General features: G+C 73.9%; 10 protein-coding genes. All 10 read left to right on the top strand.

Features of this window, described 5'->3' with window-relative positions; genetic code table 11:
* The first annotated feature begins 30 nt into the window (after nt 1–30).
* The 10 genes from L3i22_RS41530 (at nt 31) to L3i22_RS41485 (ending at nt 24,217) form a co-directional block, all read left to right on the top strand.
* Nucleotides 31–5,205 (top strand): type I polyketide synthase, encoded by a 5,175-nt coding sequence (locus tag L3i22_RS41530; protein ID WP_370644565.1) that lies wholly within the window; start codon nt 31–33, stop codon nt 5,203–5,205.
* Nucleotides 5,206–5,225: 20 nt separating this feature from the next.
* Complete coding sequence (locus L3i22_RS41525) at nt 5,226–16,151, top strand: SDR family NAD(P)-dependent oxidoreductase (protein ID WP_370644564.1); 10,926 nt, start codon at nt 5,226–5,228, stop codon at nt 16,149–16,151.
* 124 nt (nt 16,152–16,275) lie between these two features.
* Complete coding sequence (locus L3i22_RS41520) at nt 16,276–17,175, top strand: ACP S-malonyltransferase (RefSeq protein ID WP_255657566.1); 900 nt, start codon at nt 16,276–16,278, stop codon at nt 17,173–17,175.
* Between the two features lie 32 nt (nt 17,176–17,207).
* Entirely contained in the window at nt 17,208–17,456 is a 249-nt protein-coding gene (locus L3i22_RS41515; protein ID WP_221322913.1) for a phosphopantetheine-binding protein, read from the top strand.
* On the top strand, nt 17,453–19,021 hold the full coding sequence (locus L3i22_RS41510; protein ID WP_255657565.1) for an AMP-binding protein: 1,569 nt from the start codon (nt 17,453–17,455) through the stop codon (nt 19,019–19,021). The genes L3i22_RS41515 and L3i22_RS41510 overlap by 4 nt, the downstream gene beginning before the upstream one ends.
* Nucleotides 19,018–20,505 (top strand): class I adenylate-forming enzyme family protein, encoded by a 1,488-nt coding sequence (locus tag L3i22_RS41505; RefSeq protein WP_221322912.1) that lies wholly within the window; start codon nt 19,018–19,020, stop codon nt 20,503–20,505. The genes L3i22_RS41510 and L3i22_RS41505 overlap by 4 nt, the downstream gene beginning before the upstream one ends.
* Nucleotides 20,505–21,758 carry a type III PLP-dependent enzyme gene (locus L3i22_RS41500; RefSeq protein WP_221322911.1) on the top strand — a complete coding sequence of 418 codons (1,254 nt, stop codon included), beginning with the start codon at nt 20,505–20,507 and terminating at the stop codon, nt 21,756–21,758. Before L3i22_RS41505 ends, L3i22_RS41500 begins: the two co-directional genes overlap by 1 nt.
* A gap of 28 nt (nt 21,759–21,786) precedes the next feature.
* Entirely contained in the window at nt 21,787–22,203 is a 417-nt protein-coding gene (locus L3i22_RS41495; RefSeq protein ID WP_255657564.1) for a cobalamin B12-binding domain-containing protein, read from the top strand.
* Nucleotides 22,200–23,477: a methylaspartate mutase gene (locus tag L3i22_RS41490; RefSeq protein WP_221322910.1), complete on the top strand. Its 1,278-nt coding sequence runs from the start codon at nt 22,200–22,202 to the stop codon at nt 23,475–23,477. The genes L3i22_RS41495 and L3i22_RS41490 overlap by 4 nt, the downstream gene beginning before the upstream one ends.
* Nucleotides 23,474–24,217, top strand: coding sequence for a thioesterase II family protein (locus L3i22_RS41485; RefSeq protein WP_221322909.1), 744 nt, complete (start codon nt 23,474–23,476; stop codon nt 24,215–24,217). Before L3i22_RS41490 ends, L3i22_RS41485 begins: the two co-directional genes overlap by 4 nt.
* The last annotated feature ends 560 nt before the right edge of the window (nt 24,218–24,777 follow it).

Raw genomic sequence — 24,777 nt, 5'->3', positions numbered from 1 at the left:
GACGAGAAGCTCCTCGAATACCTGAAGAAGGTGACGTCGGAGCTGCACCAGACCCGCCTGCGGCTGCAGGAGGTCGAGACCGAGGAGCAGGACCCGATCGTCGTGGTGGCGATGGGCTGCCGGTACCCCGGCGGGGTCGAGTCCGCCGACGACCTGTGGCGCCTGGTCGCCGACGGGACCGACGCGATCAGCGAGTTCCCGGCCGACCGCGGCTGGGACGTGGACGCCCTGCACGACGACGACCCGGACGCGGCCGGCGCCAGCTACGTCCGCGAGGGCGGCTTCCTCGACGACGCGGCCGGCTTCGACCCGGCGCTGTTCGGCATCTCGCCGCGCGAGGCGCTGACCATGGACCCGCAGCAGCGGATCCTGCTCGAGTTGGCCTGGGAGACCGCGGAGCGGGCCGGCATCGACCCGCTGAGCCTGCGCGGCAAGCCGGTCGGCGTCTTCGCCGGCTCCGGCCAGCAGGACTACGAGTATCTGCTGGCCGCGGCCCCGGAAGCGGCCGAGGCGTACCTGACCACGGCCACCGCGGCGGCCGTCATCTCCGGCCGGGTCGCCTACGCGCTGGGCCTGGAGGGCCCGGCCGTCACGATCGACACCGCCTGCTCGTCGTCGCTGGTCGCGCTGCACCTGGCGGCCACCGCGCTGCGCCGCCGGGAGTGCTCGCTGGCGTTCGCCGGCGGCGTCATGGTGATGGCCACCCCGGCGCCGTTCATCGCGTTCAGCAAGCAGCGCGGGCTCGCCCCGGACGGCCGGTGCAAGCCGTTCTCGGAGAGCGCCGACGGCACCGGCTGGTCCGAGGGCGGCGGCCTGCTGCTGCTGGAGCGCCGCGCCGACGCCGAGCGCAACGGCCACCCGATCCTCGCGGTGATCCGCGGCTCGGCGGTCAACCAGGACGGCGCCAGCAACGGGCTGACCGCCCCGAACGGCCCGTCCCAGCAGCGCGTCATCCGGCAGGCGCTGGCCGACGCGCGACTGACCACCGGCGACATCGACGTGGTCGAGGGCCACGGGACCGGGACCGTGCTCGGCGACCCGATCGAGGCGCAGGCGCTGCTCGCCACGTACGGCCAGGGCCGCCCGGCGGACCGCCCGCTGTGGCTCGGCTCGATCAAGTCGAACATCGGGCACGCCCAGGCCGCGGCCGGCGTCGGCGCGGTGATCAAGATGATCCAGGCGCTGCGCCACGACCTGATGCCGCGCACCCTGCACGTCACCGAGCCGTCCTCGCACGTCGACTGGTCCGCCGGCAACATCCGCCTGCTCAGCGAGGCGGTCGCGTGGCCGGCCGCCGACCAGCCCCGCCGCGCCGGCATCTCCTCGTTCGGCGTCAGTGGCACGAACGTCCACGTCATCGTCGAGGAAGCCCAAAACCCGTCAACCGCAAACCCGGTTTCCCGTACGGCGGAGGGCCCGCTCCCGATCGCGGTGTCGGCCAAGACCGCCGACGCCCTCGAAGCGCAGACCGCCCGCCTGGCCGCCGCTCCCGGCGACCCGCTGGACGTGGCGTTCTCGTCGTTCACGACGCGGGCGGCGCTGGACCACCGCCGGATCCTGCTCGGCGACCAGCGGATCACCGGGACGGTGACGCCCGGCTCGCTCGCCGTGCTCTTCACCGGCCAGGGTTCCCAGCGCCTCGGCATGGGCCGTGACCTCTACGAGCGCTTCCCGGTCTTCGCGGCGGCCTTCGACGCGACCGGTCTTCCGGCGCCCTGGGAGCTGTCCGAGCAGGAGTTGGCGCAGACCGGGAACACCCAGCCGGCGGTGTTCGCCTTCGAGGTCGCCCTCTACCGCCTCCTGGAGTCCTGGGGCGTCAAGCCCGACTACCTGGCCGGCCACTCGATCGGCGAGATCGCCGCAGCTCACGTGGCCGGTGTCTTCTCCCTGGAAGACGCCGTGAAGCTGGTTTCCGCCCGTGGCCGCCTGATGCAGGCGCTGCCGGCCGGTGGCGTGATGGTCGCGGTCGCCGCGCCGGCGAGCGCGATCGACCTGGTCGACGGCGTCGACATCGCGGCGATCAACGGCCCGGCCTCCACGGTCTTGTCGGGAATTTCGGACCGGGTCGTCGCGGTGGTCGCGGCCCTCGGCGACGGCGTGAAGGCCACCCGCCTGAACACCTCGCACGCGTTCCACTCGCACCTGATGGAGCCGATGCTGGCGGAGTTCGGGCAGATCGCCCGCGAGATCTCCTACGGCACGCCGTCCATTCCGGTGGTCACCGCCGGTGGCGACGTGACCGATCCGGACTACTGGGTCGAGCACGTCCGCAACACGGTTCGCTTCCACGACATCGTCACGGACCTGCTGGCCAGGGGCGTGACCACGTTCCTGGAAGCCGGGCCGGACGCGACGCTGACCGGGCTGGGCCGGCAGATCACCGACGACGCGGCGTTCATCGCGCTGCAGCACCGCACCCGCGACGAGCTGTTGACCGGCCTGGCGGCCGCCTGGACCCGGGGCGTCGAGATCGACTGGACGCCGCTGCTGGCGGGTGGCCGGAAGATCGACCTGCCGACGTATCCGTTCCAGCACCGCACCTACTGGATCCAGCCCGCCCCCGGCGCCACCGCCGACCTCGCCTCGGCCGGCGCCGACACCGCCGGGCACCCGCTGCTCGGCGCGGTCATCCCGGCCCCGGAGACCGGCGGCGTCACCCTCACCGGCCGGCTCTCGCTGCGCGACCAGCCGTGGCTCGGCGACCACCGGATCGGCGGCGTGGCGCTCTTCCCCGGCACCGGCTTCGTCGAACTGGTCCTGCGGGCCGGCCGCGAGACCGGCTGCGACCGGATCGACGAACTGACCATCGCCGCGCCGCTGGCCCTGCCCGACCGCGGCGGCGTGCGGATCCAGGTGGTGGTCGGCCCCGCCGACGAGACCGGCCGCCGCCCGGTCGGCGTGCACTCGCGCGCCGACGCCGACGGCCCGGACGCGCCCTGGACCACCCACGCGAACGGCCTGCTCGCCCCGGCCGCACCGGTCACCCCGGACCTGATCGCCTGGCCGCCGCGCGACGCCGAGGAGCTCGACGTCGACGGCTTCTACGCCGGCATCGCCGAGGCCGGACTCGGCTACGGCCCGGTCTTCCAGGGCCTGCGGGCGGCCTGGCGCTCCGGCGACGACGTGTATGCCGAGATCCGCCTCCCCGAGGGCACCCACCCCGAGGCGTTCGGCCTGCACCCGGCCCTGCTCGACAGCGCCCTGCACGCCGTCACGTTCTCCTCGGCCGGCGGCGAGCGGGCCACCCTCCCGTTCGCCTGGTCCGGGGTCACCCTGGGCACGCCGGGCGCGGCCAACCTGCGGATCCGCCTCACCGCCGTCCGCCCCGGCACCGTCGCGCTGCGGGTCGCCGACGCGGCCGGCCGCCCGGTCCTGACCGTCGACTCCCTGGCGCTGCGGGCGATCTCCGCCGCCCAGCTGGACGCGGCGGCCGGCCAGTCGTCGCTGTTCCAGCTCGACTGGACCCCGATCCCGGTGCCCGCCGGATCCGAGGCGGTCGCTGAGGACGTCATGACAGTGGAGGTGACCGGGGGTGCCGACCTCGCGGCGGTGCACTCGGCGACCCGGGACGTGCTCACCGCCGTACAGCAATGGCTTGACGACCCGGCGAAAGCCGGAACGCGCCTGGCGGTCCTGACCCGCGGCGCGATCGCGCTCACCGAAGGTGACGTGCCGGACGTGGCCGCCGCCGCGGTCCACGGCCTGATCCGCTCCGCGCAGGCCGAGCACCCGGACCGGATCCTGCTCGCCGACACCGACGGCAGCGTCGCCCTCCCCGCCCTGCTCGCCCTGCCGGAACCGCAGGTCGTGGTCCGCGACGGCGTGGTCTACGCGGCCCGCCTGACCCGCGCGGCGACCGGCGACGACACCCCGGCCTCCGCGTTCGGGCCGGCCGGGACCGTGCTGGTGACCGGCGGAACCGGCGCGCTCGGCGCCCTGGTCGCCGAGCACCTGGTGACCGAGCGTGACGTCCGTGACCTGCTGCTGGTCAGCCGCCGCGGCCCGGCCGCCCCCGGCGCGAGCGAGCTGCGTGACCGGCTCACCGCCGCCGGGGCCACCGTCCGGATCGCCGCCTGCGACACCGCCGACCGCGACGCGCTCGCCGCCCTGCTGGCCGACGTCGAGCTCAGCGCGGTCGTGCACACCGCCGGCGTGGTCGACGACGGCGCGCTCGCGACGCTGACCCCGCAGCGGCTGGCCGCCGTCCTGCGGGCCAAGGCCGACAGCGCCGCGCACCTGGACGAGCTGACCCGCGACCGTACGCTGACCGCTTTTGTGCTCTTCTCCTCGGCCTCGGCGGTGCTCGGCGCGCCCGGTCAGGCCAACTACGCCGCCGCCAACGCGTTCCTGGACGCGCTGGCCACCCGCCGGCGCGCCACCGGACGGCCGGCGCAGTCGCTGGCCTGGGGCCTGTGGGACGTCGGCGGCGGGATGTCCGGCGAGCTGTCCGCGGCCGACCTGCGCCGGCTGGCCCGCTCCGGGGTCAGCCCGATCGGCGCCGAGCAGGGCATGCGCCTGCTGGACGCGGCGACCGCGCTGGACGCGGGCACGCTGGTCCCGATCAACCTGGACGTCCGGTCCCTGGAGAGCACCGAGGACCGCGCCGGGGCGCTGTTCCGCGCGCTGGCCCGGCCCGCCCGCAAGGCCGCGGCGCCGGCGCCGGAGACCACCGAAGCCTTCGCCCGGCAGCTGGCCGCGCTGCCCGCCGCGGACCGGCTCGCCCTGCTCGTCGACCTGGTCCGCAACCAGGCCGCGACGACGCTCGGGCACCCGGACGCCGGCGGCATCGAGGCCGGCCGGGCCTTCAACGACCTGGGCTTCGACTCGCTGACCGCGGTCGAGTTCCGGACCGGGCTGGGCTCGGCGGTCGGGCTCCGGCTGCCGGCCACCCTGGTCTTCGACCACCCGACCCCGGCCGACGTGGCCGGCTACCTGCTCGACGAGCTGGCGCCGGACGGCGCGGCCGACGACGGCGACGCCGAGGTGCGGCGGATCCTGCTCGACATCCCGCTGGCCCGCCTGCGCGCGGCCGGCCTGCTCGACGCGCTGCTGGAACTGGGCGGCGCGGCGGGCGGCGACCCCGAACCCACCGCCGGCGACGAGCCGTCCATCGACGAGATGGACACCGACGCCCTCATCAGCATGGCCCTCAGCGGCCTCGACCTCGATCTCGACGACGCGCACACGGGAAGCAGGAACCTCTGATGGCTGACTCAGCGGACAAGGTGATCCAGGCGCTGCGGGCGTCGCTCAAGGAGACCGAACGGCTGCGGACGCAGAACCGCAAGCTCACCGCGGCGGCTCGCGAGCCGATCGCGATCGTCGGGATGGCCTGCCGGTACCCCGGCGGGGTCGCCTCCGCCGACGACCTGTGGAAGCTGGTCGACGACGGCGTCGACGCGATCTCCGAGTTCCCGGACAACCGCGGGTGGGACGTCGACGGCGTCTTCGACCCCGAGCCGGGCAAGGTCGGGCACACCTACAGCAAGCACGGCGGCTTCCTGCACGACGCGGGCGACTTCGACCCGGCGTTCTTCGGGATCAGCCCGAACGAGGCGCTGCTGATGGACCCGCAGCAGCGGCTGCTGCTGGAGACGTCGTGGGAGGCGTTCGAGCACGCCGGGATCGACCCGGCCACCCTCAAGGGCGGCTCGACCGGGGTCTTCGCCGGGATGATGTACCACGACTACGCGGCCAACAACAGCACCGGCGCGAACGCCTCCGGGCGGATCTCGTACGTGCTCGGCCTGGAGGGCCCGGCCGTCACGGTCGACACCGCCTGCTCGTCGTCGCTTGTCGCGCTGCACTGGGCGATCCAGGCGCTGCGCTCCGGCGAGTGCGAGCTGGCCCTGGTCGGCGGCGTCGCGGTGATGGCCACCCCCGAGGTGTTCGTCGAGTTCAGCCGGCAGCGCGGGCTGGCCCCGGACGGGCGGTGCAAGTCGTTCGCCGGGGGCGCGGACGGCACGTCGTGGGGCGAGGGCGCCGGCGTCCTGATCGTCGAGCGGCTCGCCGAGGCCCGCCGCAAGGGCCACCGGGTGCTCGCCGTGGTCCGCGGCTCGGCGGTCAACCAGGACGGCGCCAGCAACGGGTTCAGCGCGCCGAACGGCCCCTCCCAACGCCGGGTGATCGCCGCCGCGCTGGCCAGCGCGCAGCTCAGCCCGGACCAGGTGGACCTGGTCGAGGCGCACGGCACCGGCACCACGCTGGGCGACCCGATCGAGGCGCAGGCGCTGCTGGCCACGTACGGGCAGGAGCGTCCCGAGGACCGGCCGCTGTGGCTCGGCTCGATCAAGTCGAACATCGGGCACACCCAGTCGGCGGCCGGGGTCGCCGGGATCATCAAGCTGGTCCAGGCGATCCGGCACGGCGTCATGCCGCGCACCCTGCACGTCGACACCCCCACCCCGGTCGTCGACTGGACGGCCGGCAACGTCAAGCTGCTCACCGAGCCGGTCGCCTGGCCGGAGACCGACCAGCCGCGCCGGGCCGGCATCTCGTCGTTCGGGATCAGCGGTACGAACGCGCACGTCATCATCGAGCAGGCCCCGGCCGAGGAGCCGGCCGAGCCGGTCGCGCCGGTCACCCACACGCTGACCCCGATCACCGTCACCGCGAAGACCGCGACCGCGCTGACCGGCCAGGCCCAGCGGCTGGCCGGCCTGCTCGCCGGCGGTGCGCCGCTGGCCGGCACGGCCCGCGCGCTGGTCACCGGGCGGGCGGTGTTCGAGCACCGGACCGTCGCGCTCGGCGCCGGCACCGACGAGGTCGTCGCCGCTCTGACCGGCGCGACCCCGGCCGTGACCGGCACGGTCACCGGCGGCGGCGTCGCGGTGCTGTTCACCGGCCAGGGCTCGCAGCGCCTCGGGATGGGCCGCGAGCTGGCCGAGCGCTTCCCGGTGTTCGCGGCGGCGTTCGACGCGGCGGTGGCCGCGACCGGCCTGCCGATCAAGGACATTGCCTGGGGCACCTCCCGCACCGACCTGGCGCAGACGGTCCACACCCAGGCCGCGGTCTTCGCCTTCGAGGTCGCGCTCTACCGGCTGATCGAGTCCTGGGGCGTCCAGCCCGACTACCTGGCCGGGCACTCGATCGGTGAGGTCGCCGCGGCGCACGTGGCCGGGGTGTTCTCGCTGGCCGACGCGGGCCGCCTGGTCGCCGCGCGCGGCCGGCTGATGCAGGCGCTGCCGGTCGGCGGCGCGATGGTCGCGGTCGCCGCGCCCGAGGAGCGGGTCCGCCCGCTGCTGACCCCGGACGTGGACATCGCGGCGATCAACGCGCCCGGCGCGGTGGTGGTCTCCGGTACCCGGGAGGCGGTCGAGGCGCTGGTGGTCCGGCTGGACGTCCGGTCGACCGCGCTGAACGTCTCGCACGCGTTCCACTCGCACCTGATGGACCCGATGCTGCACGAGTTCGCCGAGGCGCTGCGCGGCATCACCTTCCACCCGCCGGCGATCCCGGTGGTCTCCGACGTCACCGGCGCGATCGCCGACCCCGAGGTGATCGCGACCGCCGGCTACTGGGTGCGGCACGTGCGCGAGGCGGTCCGCTTCGCCGACACGGTGACCACCCTGCGCGCCGCCGGGGTGCGCACGTTCCTCGAGGTCGGGCCGGACGCGGTGCTGACCGGGATGGCCCGGCAGAGCCTGGACCATGACATTGCCGATGACGGCGTGGCCGTGCTCGCGCTGCAGCGCCGGGACCGGTCCGAGGAGCGCGAGCTGCTCACCGGCGTGGCCGGCGCCTGGACCCGGGGCGTGCCGGTCGACTGGACCGCGCTGCTGCCCGCCGGCCGGCCGGTCGACCTGCCCTCGTACGCCTTCGACCACCAGCGGTTCTGGATCGACGAGTGGGACTTCAGCGACGCCTGGACCGGGGGCGCCGCCCGCCGGCTGACCGCGGCCGGGCTGACCCGCTTCGAGCACCCGCTGCTCGGCGCGGTGGTCGCCGCCCCGCAGTCCGGTGGGCTGGTGCTGACCGGCCGGCTCTCGCTCGACCGGCACCCGTGGGTCGCCGACCACGAGGTGCTCGGCAGCGTGCTGCTGCCCGGGACCGGCTTCGTCGAGCTCGCGCTGCGGGCCGGCGAGGAGGTCGGCTGCGAGTCGCTGGAGGAGCTGACCCTGCGGGCGCCGCTGGTGCTGACCGGGGCCGACGGCGGGGCCACCCTGCAGGTCGTCGTCGGTGGGGCGGACGCGGCCGGCCGCCGTACCGTCGAGATCTTCTCCCGGGCCGACGGCCCGGACCAGCCCTGGGTGCAGCACGCCGCCGGGGTGCTCGGCGTCGCCGCCGCCGCGACCGCGCCGGACCTGGTGGCCTGGCCGCCGCCGGGCGCCGAGCCGGTCGCGGTGACCGGGGCGTACGAGAAGCTGCTGGACCTCGGCTACGCCTACGGCCCGATGTTCCAGGGCCTGCGGGCCGCCTGGCGCCGCGGCGACGAGCTGTTCGCCGAGGTCGCGCTGCCGGCGTCCGGGCACGAGGAGGCGGCCGCCTACGGCGTGCACCCGGCGCTGCTGGACGCGTCGATGCACGCCGCGATGCTCGGTGACCGGGAGGCCGCCGAGGGCGAGCAGACCCTGCTGCCGTTCGCCTGGAACGACGTCACCCTGCACGCCGCCGGGGCCGCCGCGGTCCGGGTCCGGATCGTCACCCCGACCACCGACAGCATGTCGTTCGCGGTCGCCGACGAGCACGGCCGCCCGGTGCTGACCGTCGGCTCGCTGGTCTCCCGCCCGGTGTCGCCGGCCCAGTTGGCCCCCGCGGCGGCCGGCGCCGACCAGGCGCTGTTCGGCATCGACTGGCTGCCCGCCCCGGGCGCGGTCGCCGGCAACACCACCTGGGTCCGGTACGCCGACCTGGACCCCGACGCGCAGCCCCCGGTGGTGCTCGCCGAGATCGCCGCTCCCACCGATGGCACGGTCCCGCAGCGGGCCCGGGCGGTCACCGTCGAGGCGCTCGACCTGGTGCAGCGCTGGCTCGCCGAGCCGCGCCTGGCCGGCTCCCGGCTGGTCGTGCGGACCCGGGACGCGGTCACCGTGCAGGACGGCGACCCGATCGACCCGGCCGTCGCGCCGGTGTGGGGCCTGATCCGGGCCGCGCAGGCGGAGAACCCGGACCGGTTCGTGCTGCTGGACACCGACGGCGACGTCACCGACGGGATCCTCGCCCAGGCCCTGGCGACCGGGGAACCGGAGCTGGCGGTGCGGGCCGGGCAGGTCCGGGTGCCGCGACTCGCGCCCCGGACGGTCGAGGCCGGTCCGGTCTGGGACGCGGACGGGACCGTGTTGATCACCGGCGGGACGGGTGGGCTCGGCGCGATCGTGGCTGAGCATCTGGTGCGGGCGCACGGCGTACGCAAGCTGGTTCTGACTTCCCGTCGCGGCCCGGACGCGCCCGGCGCGGCGGCATTGACCGCCCGCCTCGCGGATCTCGGCGGCGAAGCCGAGATCGTCGCCTGCGACGTCGCCGACCGCGACGCCCTGCAGGCGCTGATCGACCGGATCGGATCAGGCCTGACCGGGGTCGTGCACGCCGCCGGCGTCGCCGCCAACGGCATGGCCGTGGATCTGACCACCGAGCACATCGACCTGGTCTTCACCCCCAAGGTGGACGCCGGCTGGCACCTGCACGAGCTGACCCGCGACCTGCCGCTGACCGCGTTCGTGCTGTTCTCCTCGGCCGGCGGCCTGGTGCTCGCGGCCGGGCAGGGCAACTACGCCGCGGCCAACGTGTTCCTGGACGCGCTCGCCGAGCACCGCCGCGCGGCCGGGCTGCCGGCCACCGCCGTCGCCTACGGCCTGTGGCAGGCCGAGACCGGCATGAGCAGCCAGATGGACGACAGCCACCTGCAGCGGATGGACCGGCTCGGCCTGCCCGCGCTGCCCACCGCCGACGCGCTCACGCTGCTCGACCGGGCGGTCGGCAGCGGGCTCGCGGCCCTGGTCGCCGTCCCGGTCGACCGGCAGGCGCTGCGCAAACGCACCGACGAGCTGCCGGCGCTGCTGCGTGGCCTGGTCCCGGCGGCGCGCCGGCGCACCGCCGGACCGGCCGGGAGCGGCTCCTCGCTGGCCCGCGAACTGGCCGGCCTCGACCCCGCCGACCGCGAGACGACCGTTCTGGAACTGGTCCGCGGGCAGGTCGCCGCGGTCCTCGGGCACGCCGGCGCCGACGCGGTCGCCGCCGACCGGGCGTTCAAGGACCTGGGCTTCGACTCGCTCTCCGCGGTCGAGCTGCGCAACGTGCTGAACACCGCGACCGGCCTGCGGCTCTCGCCCACGCTGGTCTTCGACCACCCCAGCGCGGTCGCGGTCGCCCGGCACATCCTGGAGACCATTTCCGGTACGGACGTGGAACCGCTGCCCGCCCCGGCCGCCACCCCGAAGCCCCGCGACGACGACCCGATCGCGATCGTCAGCATGGCCTGCCGCTACCCGGGCGGGGTCGCCTCGCCCGAGGACCTGTGGCGCCTGGTCGCCGGCGGCGTCGACGCGCTCGGCGACTTCCCGGCCGACCGCGGCTGGGACCCGGCGGTGTTCGACCCGGAGCCCGGCAAGCCCGGCAAGACCTACGCGAACGAGGGCGGCTTCCTCTACGACGCGGCCCGCTTCGACCCGGCGTTCTTCGGGATCAGCCCGAACGAGGCGATCCTGATGGACCCGCAGCAGCGGCTGCTGCTGGAGACCGCGTGGGAGGCCCTGGAACGCGCCGGCGTCGACCCGAACTCGCTGCGCGGCAGCTCGACCGGGGTGTTCGTCGGGCTGATGTACCACGACTACGGCGTGGACAGCACCGGCGGCTCGCTGGTGTCCGGGCGGATCGCGTACACGCTGGGCCTGGAGGGACCGGCGATCAGCGTCGACACCGCCTGCTCGTCGTCGCTGGTGTCGCTGCACTTCGCGATGCAGTCGCTGCGCAGCGGCGAGTGCTCACTCGCGCTGGCCGGCGGGGTCGCGGTGATGGCCACCCCGGCGATGTTCGTCGAGTTCAGCCGGCAGCGCGGGCTCGCGCCGGACGGCCGGATCAAGGCGTTCGCCGGCGCCGCGGACGGCACCGGCTGGGGCGAGGGCGCCGGCCTGCTCGTGCTGGAACGACTGTCGGACGCGCGGCGCAACGGGCACGAGGTGCTCGCGGTGATCCGTGGCTCGGCGGTCAACCAGGACGGCGCCAGCAACGGGTTCAGCGCGCCGAACGGGCCGTCGCAGCGCCGGGTGATCCGGGCCGCGCTGGCCTCGGCCGGGCTGACCGCCGACCAGGTCGACGTGGTCGAGGCGCACGGCACCGGCACCACGCTCGGTGATCCGATCGAGGCGCAGGCGCTGCTCGCGACCTATGGTCAGGACCGGGCGACGCCGCTGCTGCTCGGGTCGATCAAGTCGAACATCGGGCACACCCAGGCCGCGGCCGGGGTCGCCGGGATCATCAAGATGGTCGAGGCGATGCGGCACGGCGTGGTGCCGAAGACGCTGCACGTGGACGAGCCGTCGCCGATGGTGGACTGGACGGCCGGCAGCGTCGAGCTGGTCACCGACGCGGTCGACTGGCCGGCCGTGGACCGGCCCCGCCGGGCCGCGGTGTCGTCGTTCGGGATCAGCGGCACCAACGCGCACGTGATCATCGAGCAGGGCCCGATCGCGGTCCCGGCCGCCACGCCGCGTCGTGCGGACGTCGTGGTGCCGGTGGTGCTGCGGGCTCGCAAGGCGGATGCGCTGGTCAGGCAGGCCGCGCGACTCGGTGGGCACCTGGCGGCTCGGCCCGACCTGGACCTTCTCGACGTCGGGTTCTCGACGGTGACGACCCGGGCGGCGCTCGGCCACCAGGCGGTCGTCGTCGGGCGGGACCGGGCGGAGGTGATCGCGGCCCTCGGCGCGGTGACCGGATCGGTCGACAGCGGCAAGCTGGCGCTCCTCTTCACCGGTCAGGGTTCGCAGCGCCTGGGCATGGGCCGCGACCTCTACGAGCGCTTCCCGGTGTTCGCGGCAGCTTTTGACGCGACCGGTCTTCCGGCGCCCTGGGAGCTGTCCGAGCAGGAGTTGGCGCAGACCGGGAACACGCAGCCGGCGGTCTTCGGGTTCGAGGTAGCCCTTTACCGGCTCTTGGAGTCGTGGGGAGTCAAGCCGGACTATCTCGCCGGGCATTCGATCGGGGAGATCGCCGCAGCTCACGTCGCGGGTGTCTTCTCGCTCGACGACGCGGTGAAGTTGGTGACCGCGCGTGGTCGGCTGATGCAGGCGCTGCCGGCCGGGGGTGTGATGGTCGCGGTGGCCGCTCCGGAGAGCACGATTCAGTTGGTCGACGGCGTCGACATCGCGGCGATCAACGGCCCGGCCTCCACGGTTTTGTCGGGAATTTCGGACCGGGTCGACGAGGTCGTGGCGGCGCTGGGCGGTGTGAAGGCCACCCGGCTGAACACCTCGCATGCGTTCCACTCGCACCTGATGGAGCCGATGCTGGCGGAGTTCGGACAAATCGCCCGCGAAATCTCCTACAGCGCGCCGACCATCCCGGTCATCACCGTCGGCGACGTGACCGATCCGGACTACTGGGTCGGGCACGTCCGCAACACCGTCCGCTTCCACGACATCGTCACCGACCTGCTCGGCCGGGGCGTGACCACCTTCCTGGAAGCCGGCCCCGACGCCACGCTGACCGGGCTCGGCCGGCAGATCACCGACGACGCCACGTTCATCGCGCTGCAGCACCGCACCCGGCCGGAGGAGTTCGAGCTCCTGAACGGCCTGGCCACCAGCGGCGTCGCCGTCGACTGGGCCGGCCCGTTCGAGGGGACCGGTGCCCGCCGCACCGAGCTGCCCACCTACGCCTTCGACCACCGCCACTTCTGGCTGCTCGACGACGAGCCGGCCACCGACCCCACCTCGATCGGCGTCACCGGCGCCGGCCACCCGCTGCTCGGCGCGGTCGTCGCCACCCCGCGTTCCGGCGGGGTCGTGCTGACCGGCCGGCTGTCGGTCGGCGCCACGCCGTGGGTCGCCGACCACCAGGTGCTCGGGGACGTGCTGCTGCCCGGTACCGCGTTCGTCGAGCTCGCGCTGCGGGCCGGCGACGAGGTCGGCTGCGACCTGGTCGACGAGTTGACCCTGCAGGCCCCGCTGGTCTTCCCCGGCCCCGGCACGGTCGCCGTGCAGGTCGTCGTGGACGGCCCGGACCAGGCCGGCCGCCACCCGCTCACGGTCTACTCGCGCGCCGACGCCGGCGCCGACGAGTGGTCCCAGCACGCCACCGGCTTCCTCGCCACCGCCACCGCCCACCCGGCGAACGACGCGGCCACCGGCTCCGCCGATCTGACCGAGTGGCCGCCGCCGGGCGCGGAGCCGGTCGACGTCTCCGATCTCTACGGCACGCTGCAGGACCGGGGCTACGGCTACGGGCCGACGTTCCAGGCGTTGCGCGCGGCGTGGCGCCGGGACGGCGTCGTCTACGCCGAGGTGGCCGTGCCGGAGCAGGCCCGCGCCGAGGCACGCCGGTTCGGGATTCACCCGGCGCTGCTCGACGCGACCATGCACGGGCTCGGCTTCGGCGCGCTCGGCGAGGGGGAGAGCGACCCGGGCACGCTGATGCCGTTCTCCTGGGAGGGCGTCACCCTGCACGCCGCCGGGGTCGACGCGGTCCGGGTGCGGCTGGCCCCGACCGGCGCCACCTCGGTCTCCCTGGACCTGGCCGACGAGTCCGGCGCCCCGGTGGCGTCGGTCCGCTCGATGACCCTGCGCCCGGTCACCGCCGCCCCCGCCACCGACTCCGCCGCCCGCGCCCTCTTCGAGATCGTCTGGAGTCCGGCCCCGTCGACCACGTCCGGTACCGCGACGATCGTCCGGGCCACCGATATCCGCGAGGCACCGGTGGCCGACGCGATCGTGGTCGAGGTCGGCGGCGCGCTGCCGGCCGACGCCACGGTCGCTGCCCTGGAGTTGATCCAGGCGTGGCTCGGCCGACCGGAGCTGGCCGCGTCCAAGCTGGTCGTGCTGACCCGCAACGCGGTCGCGGCCCGGCCGGGCGAGGACGTGGACACGGCGGTCGCCCCGGTGTGGGGCCTGGTCCGGGCCGCGCAGGCGGAGAACCCGAACCGGTTCGTGCTGCTGGACGCCGACGGCGCGGTCACCGACGCGACCCTCGGCCGGGTCCTGGCGTCGGGGGAGCCCGAGGCCGCGCTGCGCGACGAGGTCGCCCTGGTGCCGCGTCTGACGCCCGCCTCGGCCGAGGTGGGGGAGCGGCCGGTCTGGGACCCGGACGGGACGGTGCTGATCACCGGCGGGACGGGTGGGCTCGGCGCGCTCGTGGCTGAGCATCTGGTGCGCGCTCACGGCGTACGCAAGCTGATTTTGACCTCTCGTCGCGGCCCGGACGCGCCCGGCGCGGCGGAATTGACCGCCCGCCTCGCGGATCTCGGCGGCGCAGCCGAGGCCGTTGCCTGCGACGTCGCCGACCGTGGCGCCCTGGCGGCGCTGGTGGAGCGAATTGGCGACGGCCTGACCGGAATTGTTCACGCCGCCGGCATCGCCTCGAACGGCCTGGTCGCCGACCTGACCGCCGACCAGGTCCGCCGCGTCCTGGCCCCGAAGGCGGACGCCGCCCGGCACCTGCACGAGCTGACCAGGGACCGCCCGCTGACCGCGTTCGTGCTGTTCTCCTCGGCCGGCGGCCTGGTGCTGGCGGCCGGGCAGGGCAACTACGCGGCCGCGAACGTCTACCTCGACGGGCTCGCCGCCCACCGGCGGGCGAACGGGCTGCCGGCCACCGCGCTCAGCTACGGCCTGTGGCAGGCCGACACCGGGCTGACCAGCCTGATGGACGACGGCCACCGGCAGCGGATGGACCGGCTCGGCCTGCCCGCGCTGCCGGCCGCCGACGCGCTCACCCTGCTCGACCGCGCGGTCGCCGATGGCCGCGGGCACCTGGTGCCGATGCCGATCGACCGCGCGGCGCTGCGCAAGCGCACCGACGAGCTGCCCGCGCTGCTGCGTGGCCTGGTCCCGGCGGCGCGTCCGAAGGCGGCCGCGACCCGGGCCGCCGGCTCGCCGCTGACCACCCTGCGGGGCCTGGCCGACGAGGCGCAGCTGGCGCAGCTCACCCATCTGGTGCGCGGCTGGGCGGCGGAGATCCTCGGCTACAGCGGCCCGGCGGACGTCGAGCCGGAGCGCGGTTTCCTGGAGTCCGGGTTCGACTCGCTGACCGCGGTCGAGCTGCGCAACCGGATCAACGCGGCGCTGGAGCTGTCGCTGCCGGCGATGGCGGTGTTCGACGCGAAGACCCCGGCCGAGCTGGCCCGGGTCGTCCAGGCCGACCCGGCGCTGGCCGGGACCGGCGCCGCGATCGAGCGGCCGCGGTCCGCCCCGGACACGCTCTACCAGCTGTTCCTGGACGGGGTGTTGGCCGGACGGCTGCAGCCCGCGCTGGCCATGTTGAAGAGCGTCGCCGATCTGCGACCGGCGTTCGACGGCCCGGCGGACTCGCCGCTGCCGGCGCCGGTCACGCTGGCCGCCGGGACCGGGGACGTGCCCCGGCTGATCTGCCTGAGTACGCCGACCATCGCCGGCGGGGTGCACCAGCACGCCCGGCTGGCCGCCCGGCTCACCGGTGGCCGGCACGTCACCGCGCTGCCGACGCCCGGGTTCGGGCGCGACGAGCCGGTTCCGGCCTCGTTCGACGCGGCGGTGCGGGTGCTGGCCGCCGCGGTCCTGGCCGCCGCCGAGGGGGAGCCGTTCGTCCTGCTCGGCTTCTCCTCCGGGGGTCTGCTGGCCCACGCGACCGCCGCCCACCTGGAGCGGGAAGGCGCCGCGGTCAGCGGGGTGGTGCTGCTCGACAGCTACCCGGTGCGGGCCGAGCACGACGGGATCTTCGGGCACATGGCGATGGCCATCCCGGAGAAGGAGGTCACGTTCGGCCCGTTCGACAGCGCCCAGCTGTCCGCGTTCGGCCGGTACGTCGACCTGCTGCCCGACTTCGAGAAGGAGCCGGTGCGCGCCCCGGTGCTGTTCGTGCAGGCCGCCGACTCGTTCGTGGAGCAGCCGGCCGGGGACACCTCGTGGCAGGCCACCTGGGACGGCGCGGACGCCGTCCGGACGGTTCCGGGCACCCATTTCACCCTCGTCGAATCCGATGTGGACACCACCGCGCGGGTCGTCGACGAATGGCTTCTCGGATAGGGGCGCTAGGGGCTTATCTACGGCCCCCGGCCAGCGGATTATTGAAATGCAAGAGTTGACTGGAATGGGGATCACGGAGATGTCCGAGGAAATCCGGAACGCAACGGCATTGGTATTCCCCGGAATGGGCCCGACGTCATTCGACGAGGTTTCCCGGTTCATGGTGGCGAATCCGTTCGCCCGCCGCCGGGTCGCCGAGGCCGACCGGGTGCTCGGGTACTCGCTGGTCCGCCGTTACCGCGAGACCCCGGGCGACTACAGCCCGGCCGCGCAGCTCGCCTTCCTGGTGAACTGCCTGGCCCTGGCCGACTGGCACGCCGACCGGAGCGACGCGGCTCCGGTCGCGGTCACCGGCCCCAGCTTCGGGGGCAAGGCCGCCGCGGTCTGGGCCGGCGCGCTCGACTTCGCCGACGCGGTCACCATGACCGCCGGGTTCGCCGGCCTGATGACCGACTACTTCGCCACCAGCCACACCGACGTGGTCACCCAGTCCTTCGCCCGGACCCCGCCGGCGCTGCTCGCCGAGCTGCTCGCCGAGCTCGACGAGGCCGGCGAGTGGTACGACATCTCCTGCTACGTCGACGTCGACTTCACCATGCTGTCGCTGCGCGAGCACCGGCTCGGCTGGCTGGAGCAGGGGCTGCGCGCGGCCGGCGGCCTGCCGCTCTACACGCTGCGCCCGCCGATGCACTCCCGCGCCTTCGGGGAGCTGCGGCGCCGCGCCGAGGCCGAGGTGATCGCCGGGATGCGGTTCGCCGACCCGGTGGTCCCGCTGATCGCCGACCTCGACGGCAAGCCGCGCGGCACCGGCGCCGAGGTCCGCGAGTGGCTGCTGGACGGCTTCGTCCGCCCGGTGCGCTGGCCGGACGTCGTCGCCACGCTGCGCGGCCTGGGTGTCGGGACGCTGCTGGTGGCCGGCGCGGACAGCCTGTTCACCCGGGTGCCGTGCACGACCGGGGCGTTCACGGTCGTACCGGCCAATCCCCGTTCCGTGATGCAGCCGCGCCGACGCGTCGCGGCCTGATCCGTTCACCACACAACCAAGGAGCCAGTGACATGTGGGATGCCAAGTTCGAGGAGATCCTGCGCCGGTTCGTTCCGTTCCTGGAGGCCGACGAGCAGCTCGAGGCGGACACCAGCCTGCGCGATCTCGGCCTGGACTCGATGGGAATCATCGAGATGATGGGCGTCCTGGAGGCCGAGTACGACGTGCGCTTCCGTGACGACATGTTGAACATGCAGACCTTTGCCACCCCCGGAGCCCTCTGGGACGGCGTGTCGAAGATGGTCGAGACAGTCTCATGACGACGCTCGACATGGTGGCCTCCCCCGGACCGGTGACCCCGGCCGGGGGAGCCCCCGGCGGGGTCCATGCCCGCTTCGGGCGCGGCCTCAGAACCAACCCTGACGGTACGGCGATCCAGGCCGGCGACCGCACGGTCAGCTACACCGAGGCGCACGAGCTGGCGCTGCAGTACGCCGGTTCGCTGCGCCGGGTCCTGCCCCGCCCGGCCCCGATCGCCGTGCTCGCGGGTCGCGGTGTGGAGGCGTACCTCGGAATTCTGTCCTGTCTCTATGCCGGCGCCACCGCGGCGCCGATGCTGACCGACTTCCCGGCCGCCCGCCTGGTCGAGATGATCCGCGCGGCCGGCGTGCGCGCCCTGTTCGTCGACGCGGAGGGCGCCGAACTGCTGCCGAAGCTGCGCGAACTCGGGGTCGACCTGCCGGTGCTGGTGGCGGCGGGCCAGGCGGACGTGACCCGGCCGATCGTGACGGTGCCGGAGCACCGGCTGGACGAGCCGTTCCGGCCGGACCCGCGCGACATCGCCTACATCCTGTTCACCTCCGGCTCGACCGGCACCCCGAAGGGCGTCCGGCTCAGCCACGCGAACCTGAACCACTACTTCGACCTGATGGACAGCTGGTACGACTTCACCGCCGACGACGTCTTCTCCCAGGCCGCGAACCTGAACTGGGACTCGGCCGTCTCCGACCTGTGGTGCGCGTGGGGCGCCGGCGCCCGGCTGGTCGCGGTGCTCGGCCCGCACTACCGGGACCTGCCGAGGTTCGTCACCGAGCAGGGCGTGACCGTGTGGTTCTCCGCACCCAGCACGATCGGCCTGGTCCGGCGCACCGGGCGGCTCAAGCCCGGCGCGATGCCGACGCTGCGCTGGACGTACTTCGGCGGCGAGGCGCTGCGCTTCACCGACACCGCCGACTGGCAGGCCGCGGCGCCGAACTCGTCGGTGGTCAACGTCTACGGCCCCACCGAGATCACCATCACCACGCACCGGCACACCTGGTCCCCGGCGGTCTCCACGGCGATCGGCGTGAACGGCGTGGTCCCGCTCGGCCACCTGCACGACGGGCACGACCAGCGGATCGTCGACGGCGAGCTGTGCATCGCCGGCCCGCAGCTGTCGGCCGGCTACCTCGACCCGCGCCACGACGCCGGCCGCTACCTGGAGCTGGACGGGCGCGTCTACTACCGCACCGGCGACCTGGTCGCCGAGGTGGCCGGTGGCGAGCTGGTCTACCTGGGCCGGGCCGACTCCCAGGTCCAGGTGCACGGGCTGCGCGTCGAGCTGGGCGAGATGGACCACGCGGCCCGCAGCGCCCCCGGCGTGGAGGACGCGGTCACCGTGGGCGCGGCCGTCGGCGGCACCACCGAGCTGCTCGTCTTCTACACCGGCGCGAAGCAGGCGCCGGCCGCGCTGGCCCGCCACATCGGGCGCACCGTGCCCGCGCAGATGGTCCCGCGGCACTACCGGCACGTCACCGAGTTCCCGCTGAACACCAACAAGAAGATCGACCGGCTGCGGCTCACCGCGGAGGCGACCTCCCAGCTCAGGACAGGAGAACGGTCATGAACCAGCTGGTGCACGAGCTCCTCGACGACGCCGAGCACGACTCGCCGACCCGGTGGGCGGTCCGGGACGCGACCAGTCGCTGGACGTACGCCCAGCTCGCCAACCGCGCGCACGCGTTCGCCACCTGGCTGCGGGCGCAGAACGTGAGCCCCGGCGAGCGGGTCCTGGTCCAGTCGCCGACCCGCATCGAGCTGGTCGCGATGTTCTACGGCGCGTCCCGGGCCGGCGCGGTCCTGGTCCCGATCAACAAGTCGATGAAGCAGTTCCACCTGGCCTCGGTGGTCCGCGACGCCGACCCGGCGCTGATCATCGCCACCCCGGAGCTGGCCGAGAACCTCAAGGAGCTCGACGTCGCGCCGGTCCACGACTTCGACGACGTCGCCCTGGACATCCTGCACCTGTCCCGCGGCCCGCGCTCGCCGCGGACCACCCAGGTGCGGCCGACCGACCTGGCCGCGCTGATCTACACCTCCGGCAGCACCGCCCGGCCCAAGGCGGTGATGGCCCCGCACGCCCAGGTCACCTTCGCCTCCCGGGCGATCCAGGCGGAGATGGACTACCGCCCGGACGACGTGGTGTTCTGCCGCTTCCCGCTGTCCTGGGACTACGGCCTCTACAAGGTGCTGCTCTGCGCGCTCGGCCGGTCCGAGATCGTGCTCGCCGACAACGAGTCCGACCTGGTCCTGCTGCGCCGGATGCGGGAGACCGGCACCACCGTGGTGCCGATCGTGCCGTCGCTGGCCACCATGATCACGCTGCTGGCCAAGCGCTCCGAGGACCCGATGCCGCCGGTCCGGCTGATCAGCAACACCGGCGCGGCGCTGCCGGCGGCCACCATCGAGACGCTGCGCGCGACGTTCCCCGGGGTCCGGGTGGTCCGCCAGTACGGCCAGACCGAGTGCAAGCGGATCACCGTGATGCCCCCGGAGGAGGACCGCGACCGCCCCGACTCGGTCGGCCGGCCGTTCCGCGGCACCACCGTCCGGGTCCTGGACGCCGACGGCGTGGAGGTGCCGGCCGGCACGGTCGGCGAGATCTGCGTCGAGGGCCCGCACGTGATGCCCGGCTACTGGCGGCTGCCCGAGCTGTCCGCGAAGACGTTCCGGCGCACCGCCGCCGGCGAGCTGCGCCTGCACACCGGCGACTACGGCAGCGTCGACGCCGACGGCTACCTGTACTTCGAGGGCCGCCGCGACGACATGTTCAAGCGCCGCGGCATCCGGATGAGCACCACCGAGATCGAGGCCGCCGCGATGGACATCGGCGGGGTCCGCGCCGCCGCCGCGGTGCCGCCCGGCAACGGCCACGACCTGACCATCTTCGTCGAGTCGGACCTGGCCCCGAAGGTGGTCGTCAAGGAGCTCGCGGCACGCCTGGAACCGGCCAAGGTGCCGGCCGTCTGCCGGGTCCTGGAGACCTTCCCGCTCACCCTGCACGGCAAGAACGCCCGGCAGGCCCTCGTCGAGATGCTGGAGAACGACTGATGAGCCTGTCCAAGGACTTCGCCGACCGGCTCGCCGCCGACTACGGCACCCCGCTGTTCGTCTACGACCTGGACGAGGTGGAGGCGGCCCGCGACGAGCTGCTGGGCGCGCTGCCCGCCGAGTTCGAGCTGTTCTTCGCGGTCAAGGCCAACTCGCACCCGGAGCTGCTCACCGCGCTCAAGGGCACGCCCGGCCACGGCTGCCGCACCGAGGTCAGCTCGACCGGCGAGCTGGCCGTGTCGGTCGCCGCCGGGCACGACCCGGCGACCACCCTCTACACCGGCCCCGGCAAGACCGACGGCGAGCTGGACGTGGCGCTGCTGGCCGGCGTCCGGATGTTCTCCGTCGAGTCGCTCACCGACCTGCAGCACATCGGCGCCGCCGCCCAGCGGCAGGGCGTCGTCGCCCAGGCGCTGCTGCGGATCAACCACGTGGCCGCCTCGGCCACCACCAGCATCCGGATGACCGGCACCCCGTCGCAGTTCGGCCTGGACAGCGAGACCCTCGCCGAGCAGATGCCGGCGCTGCGCGCGGTGCCCGGCACCGAGCTGGCCGGCCTGCACTTCTTCCCGCTCAGCAACGCGCGGGACGAGGAGAGCCTGATCGGCGAGTTCCGGCACACGCTGAGCGTGGCGGCCGAGCTGTGCGCCGAGCACGACCTGCCGCTGCGGTTCCTCGACATCGGCGGCGGGTTCTCCGTGCCGTACGCGGTGCCGGGCGCCCGGGCGTCGTACCCGAAGCTGCGCGACGAGCTGTCCGCCGCGCTCGACCTGCACTTCCCGGAGTGGCGCACCGGCAGCCCGCAGCTGGCCTGCGAGTCCGGCCGCTACCTGGTCGGCGCGTCCGGCACCCTGATCACCCGGGTGATCAACATCAAGGAGAGCCGCGGCCGGTCCTTCGTGATCGCCGACGCCGGGATCAACACCTTCGGCGGGATGTCCGGCCTGGGCCGGCTGCTGCCGGTGGCGGTGCAGCCGGACGCCGAACCGACCCGCAAGGCCAGCCTGGTCGGGCCGCTGTGCACGCCCGGCGACGTGCTGGGCCGGGAGATCGCCCTGCCCGACCTGGCGATCGGCGACACCGTCGCGATCCCGAACGCCGGCGCCTACGGACCCACCGCGAGCCTGCTGATGTTCCTCGGCCGGCCGGCCCCGACCGAGGTGGTCATCCGTGGCACCGAGGTCGTCTCGGTCTCCCGGATCGAGCACGAGCGCACCTGGTCGACGGGCGAGGGACCCCGCGTCCGGATGTGACACCGCATCCCTTCTGAATGGAGTTTTTGTGTCCAACGGCAACCACCTGGCGATCGTCTCCACCGTGGCTTCCGATTCACATACCTGGAACCTGGTGTTCCTGCAGCTGCTGCTGGAGGAACACGGCTACACGGTCACCAACCTCGGTGCCTGCGTGCCCGACGACCTGCTCGTCAAGGAGTGCCGTGAGCTGCGGCCGGACCTGGTCGCGATCAGCTCGGTGAACGGGCACGGCCACCAGGACGGCCGGCGCGTGATCGGCGCGCTGCGGGCCTGTCCCGAACTGTTCGACACCCCGGTGGTGATCGGCGGCAAGCTCGGCGTGACCGGCGGCTCCTATTCCGAGGAACTACGCGCGGCCGGTTTCACCGAGGTCTTCGAGGACGGTGTTGCGCACCGCGTCGACTTCGGCGAGTTCGTCCGCGGCACCGGAGTGCCGGTATGAGTCCCGGCGGCACAGTCAGCCGCGGCGGCGCCACGGACACCCCGGTCGACTTCGGGGAGTTCGTGCGCCGCCGCGGCGGCCGTGGGTCCCTGGTCGTCCAGCCCCGGATGGGCATCAGCGACCCGGTCCGGATGCGGGCCGGCCTGCGGGCCACCCGGGCGGCGCGGGCCACCACGGTCGGCACGATCACGCTGGACAGCTACACCCGGGTCGCCGACCTGGCCGCCGCCGAACGGGCGCTCGCCGACGGCGTGCAGCTCAACGGCTATCCGATCGTCAACCACCCCTACGACGTCACCCGCGCCCTGCTCGACGGGGTCCGCGACGACGACTTCCCGGTCCAGGTCCGGCACGGGTCCGCGGTGCCGGCGCACATCTTCGAGGCGCTGGTCGCGCTGCGGCTCAACGCCAGCGAGGGCGGCCCGGTGTCGTACTGCCTGCCCTACGGCCGCACCCCGCTGGCCGACTCGGTCGCCAACTGGCGGCGCGGCACCGAACTGTTCGCGACGCTGCGCGACCACGGCGCCGAACCGCACCTGGAGACGTTCGGCGGCTGCATGCTCGGCCAGCTCTGCCCGCCCTCACAACTGGTCGCGATCAGCGTGCTGGAAGCCCTCTTCTTCCACCAGCACGGCGTGCGCAGCCTGTCGGTCAGCTACGCCCAGCAGACCAACTTCGCCCAGGACGTCGAGGCGGTCGCGGCGCTGCGCCGGCTCTGCGCCGACCTGCTGCCCACCCCGAACTGGCACGTCGTCGTCTACGCGTACATGGGGGTGTACCCGTACACCACGGCCGGCGCGTACCGGCTGCTCGAGCGGGCCGCCGAGCTCGCCCTGACCACCGGCGCCGAGCGGCTCATCGTCAAGACCGAGGCCGAGGCGCAGCGCATCCCGACGATCGCCGAGAACGTCACCGCGCTGGAACGGGCCGGCGCCGTGCGGGCTTCGCCAACCCCTTCACAAGACGATTCGGAGACGTACGGCGAAGCCCTCGCTCTTGTCCATGCGGTGTTGAATCTGGACGCCGACCTGGGACGGGCACTGCTCGCCGCGTTCCGGCACGGGATCCTGGACATCCCGTTCTGCCTGCACCCGGACAACATGGGCCGGACCCGCGCGTACCTGGACACCGACGGCCGGCTGCGCTGGGCCGCGACCGGCTCGATGCCGCTGCCCGCGGGCTCCGGCACCCGGGTGCTCACCTCGGCCGGCCTGCTCGACGACCTGTCGTACGTCCGGCGCTCCTACGACACCCCGATCGGAGCCGCACCATGACCGTCACGTCCCTGGACACCGGCGCCTGGATCCGGCGGTTCCACCCCGCCCCGGAGGCGCCCGCCCGGCTGGTCTGCTTCCCGCACGCGGGCGGCTCGGCGTCGTACTTCTTCCCGGTCTCGCGCGCCCTGGCCCCGCGCGCCGACGTGCTCGGCGTGCAGTACCCGGGCCGCCAGGACCGCCGGCACGAGCCGTGCGTCGGCGACCTGATCGAGCTCGCCGAGATGATCGTCCCGCAGCTCGAACCGTGGCTGGACCGCCCGGTCACGTTCTTCGGCCACAGCCTCGGCGCCAGCCTGGCCTTCGAGGTCGCCCGCCGGCTGCCCGGCGCCGACCTGACCGCCCTGTTCGTCTCCGGCCGCGGCGCCCCGACCCGCCCGCGTGACGAGGGCATGCACCTGGTCGACGACCACCGCCTGGTCGCCGACCTGGCCCGGATGAGCGGCACCGACGCCGCGGTCCTGCGGGACGAGGAGATCCTGCGGACCGTGCTGCCGGCGCTGCGGGCCGACTACCGGGCCGCGGAGACCTACCGCTACCGGCCGGGGCCACCCCTGACCTGCCCGATCACCGCCCTGATCGGCGACCGGGACGAGCAGGTCACCGAGCCCGAGGCCCGGGCTTGGAGCGCCCGCACGACCGGCCCGTTCAACCTGCAGGTCTTCCCCGGCGGCCACTTCTACCTGAACGAGCACGCTGCCGCGGTCATCGACATACTGGCCCGGCAAACGAACCGGTAGAACGCCGTCGCCCGGGCCGGCACCGTCTCAATCAGCCGCCTCGTCCGGGTTACGGCGTGGCTGCCGGTGGCGGGGAGGCCGCTGGGTGTGCGGACGACGTCCGTGCCGGGGCGTTCGTCCGTAGCGCGGTGGCCGCCGGAAGCGGGGTGGTCGCTGGGGCCGGGGGAGGCGGCCTCGGCGGGGCCGACGTTCTCGGGGCGGCCGTCGGCGGGTCCAGAGAGCGGTGGCGGCGACGAGAGCCGCGGATGCCGCTTCGATCAGGCGGGCCAGGGCGATCAGGGTCGGCGGATCGGGTAGATCGAACATGTCAGCTCCTCGGAAGGTCATGGGGTACACGACCAAGGCTGAATAGTCCGGAAGTCAAGCGAAAGGGCTTCCGCCTCGATGCCGACATCTCTTGACAGGCCCGAGTGGCCTTCTCGATGTCCAAACCAGTGATCATTGCTTGTCAATTGACGAGTCGGACGATCAATAAGGACTTGCCATCACTCGTCCGTGTGTTCGCCAAAAGAACTCGAGCGGGATGTACGTCCTGGGCAAGGACTGCCATTGTGGACGCC

This window comes from Actinoplanes sp. L3-i22 (assembly GCF_019704555.1).
Lineage (GTDB): Bacteria > Actinomycetota > Actinomycetes > Mycobacteriales > Micromonosporaceae > Actinoplanes.
The sequence above is the reverse complement of the archived record's forward strand: the minus strand, read 5'-3'. Positions and strand labels throughout refer to the sequence as shown.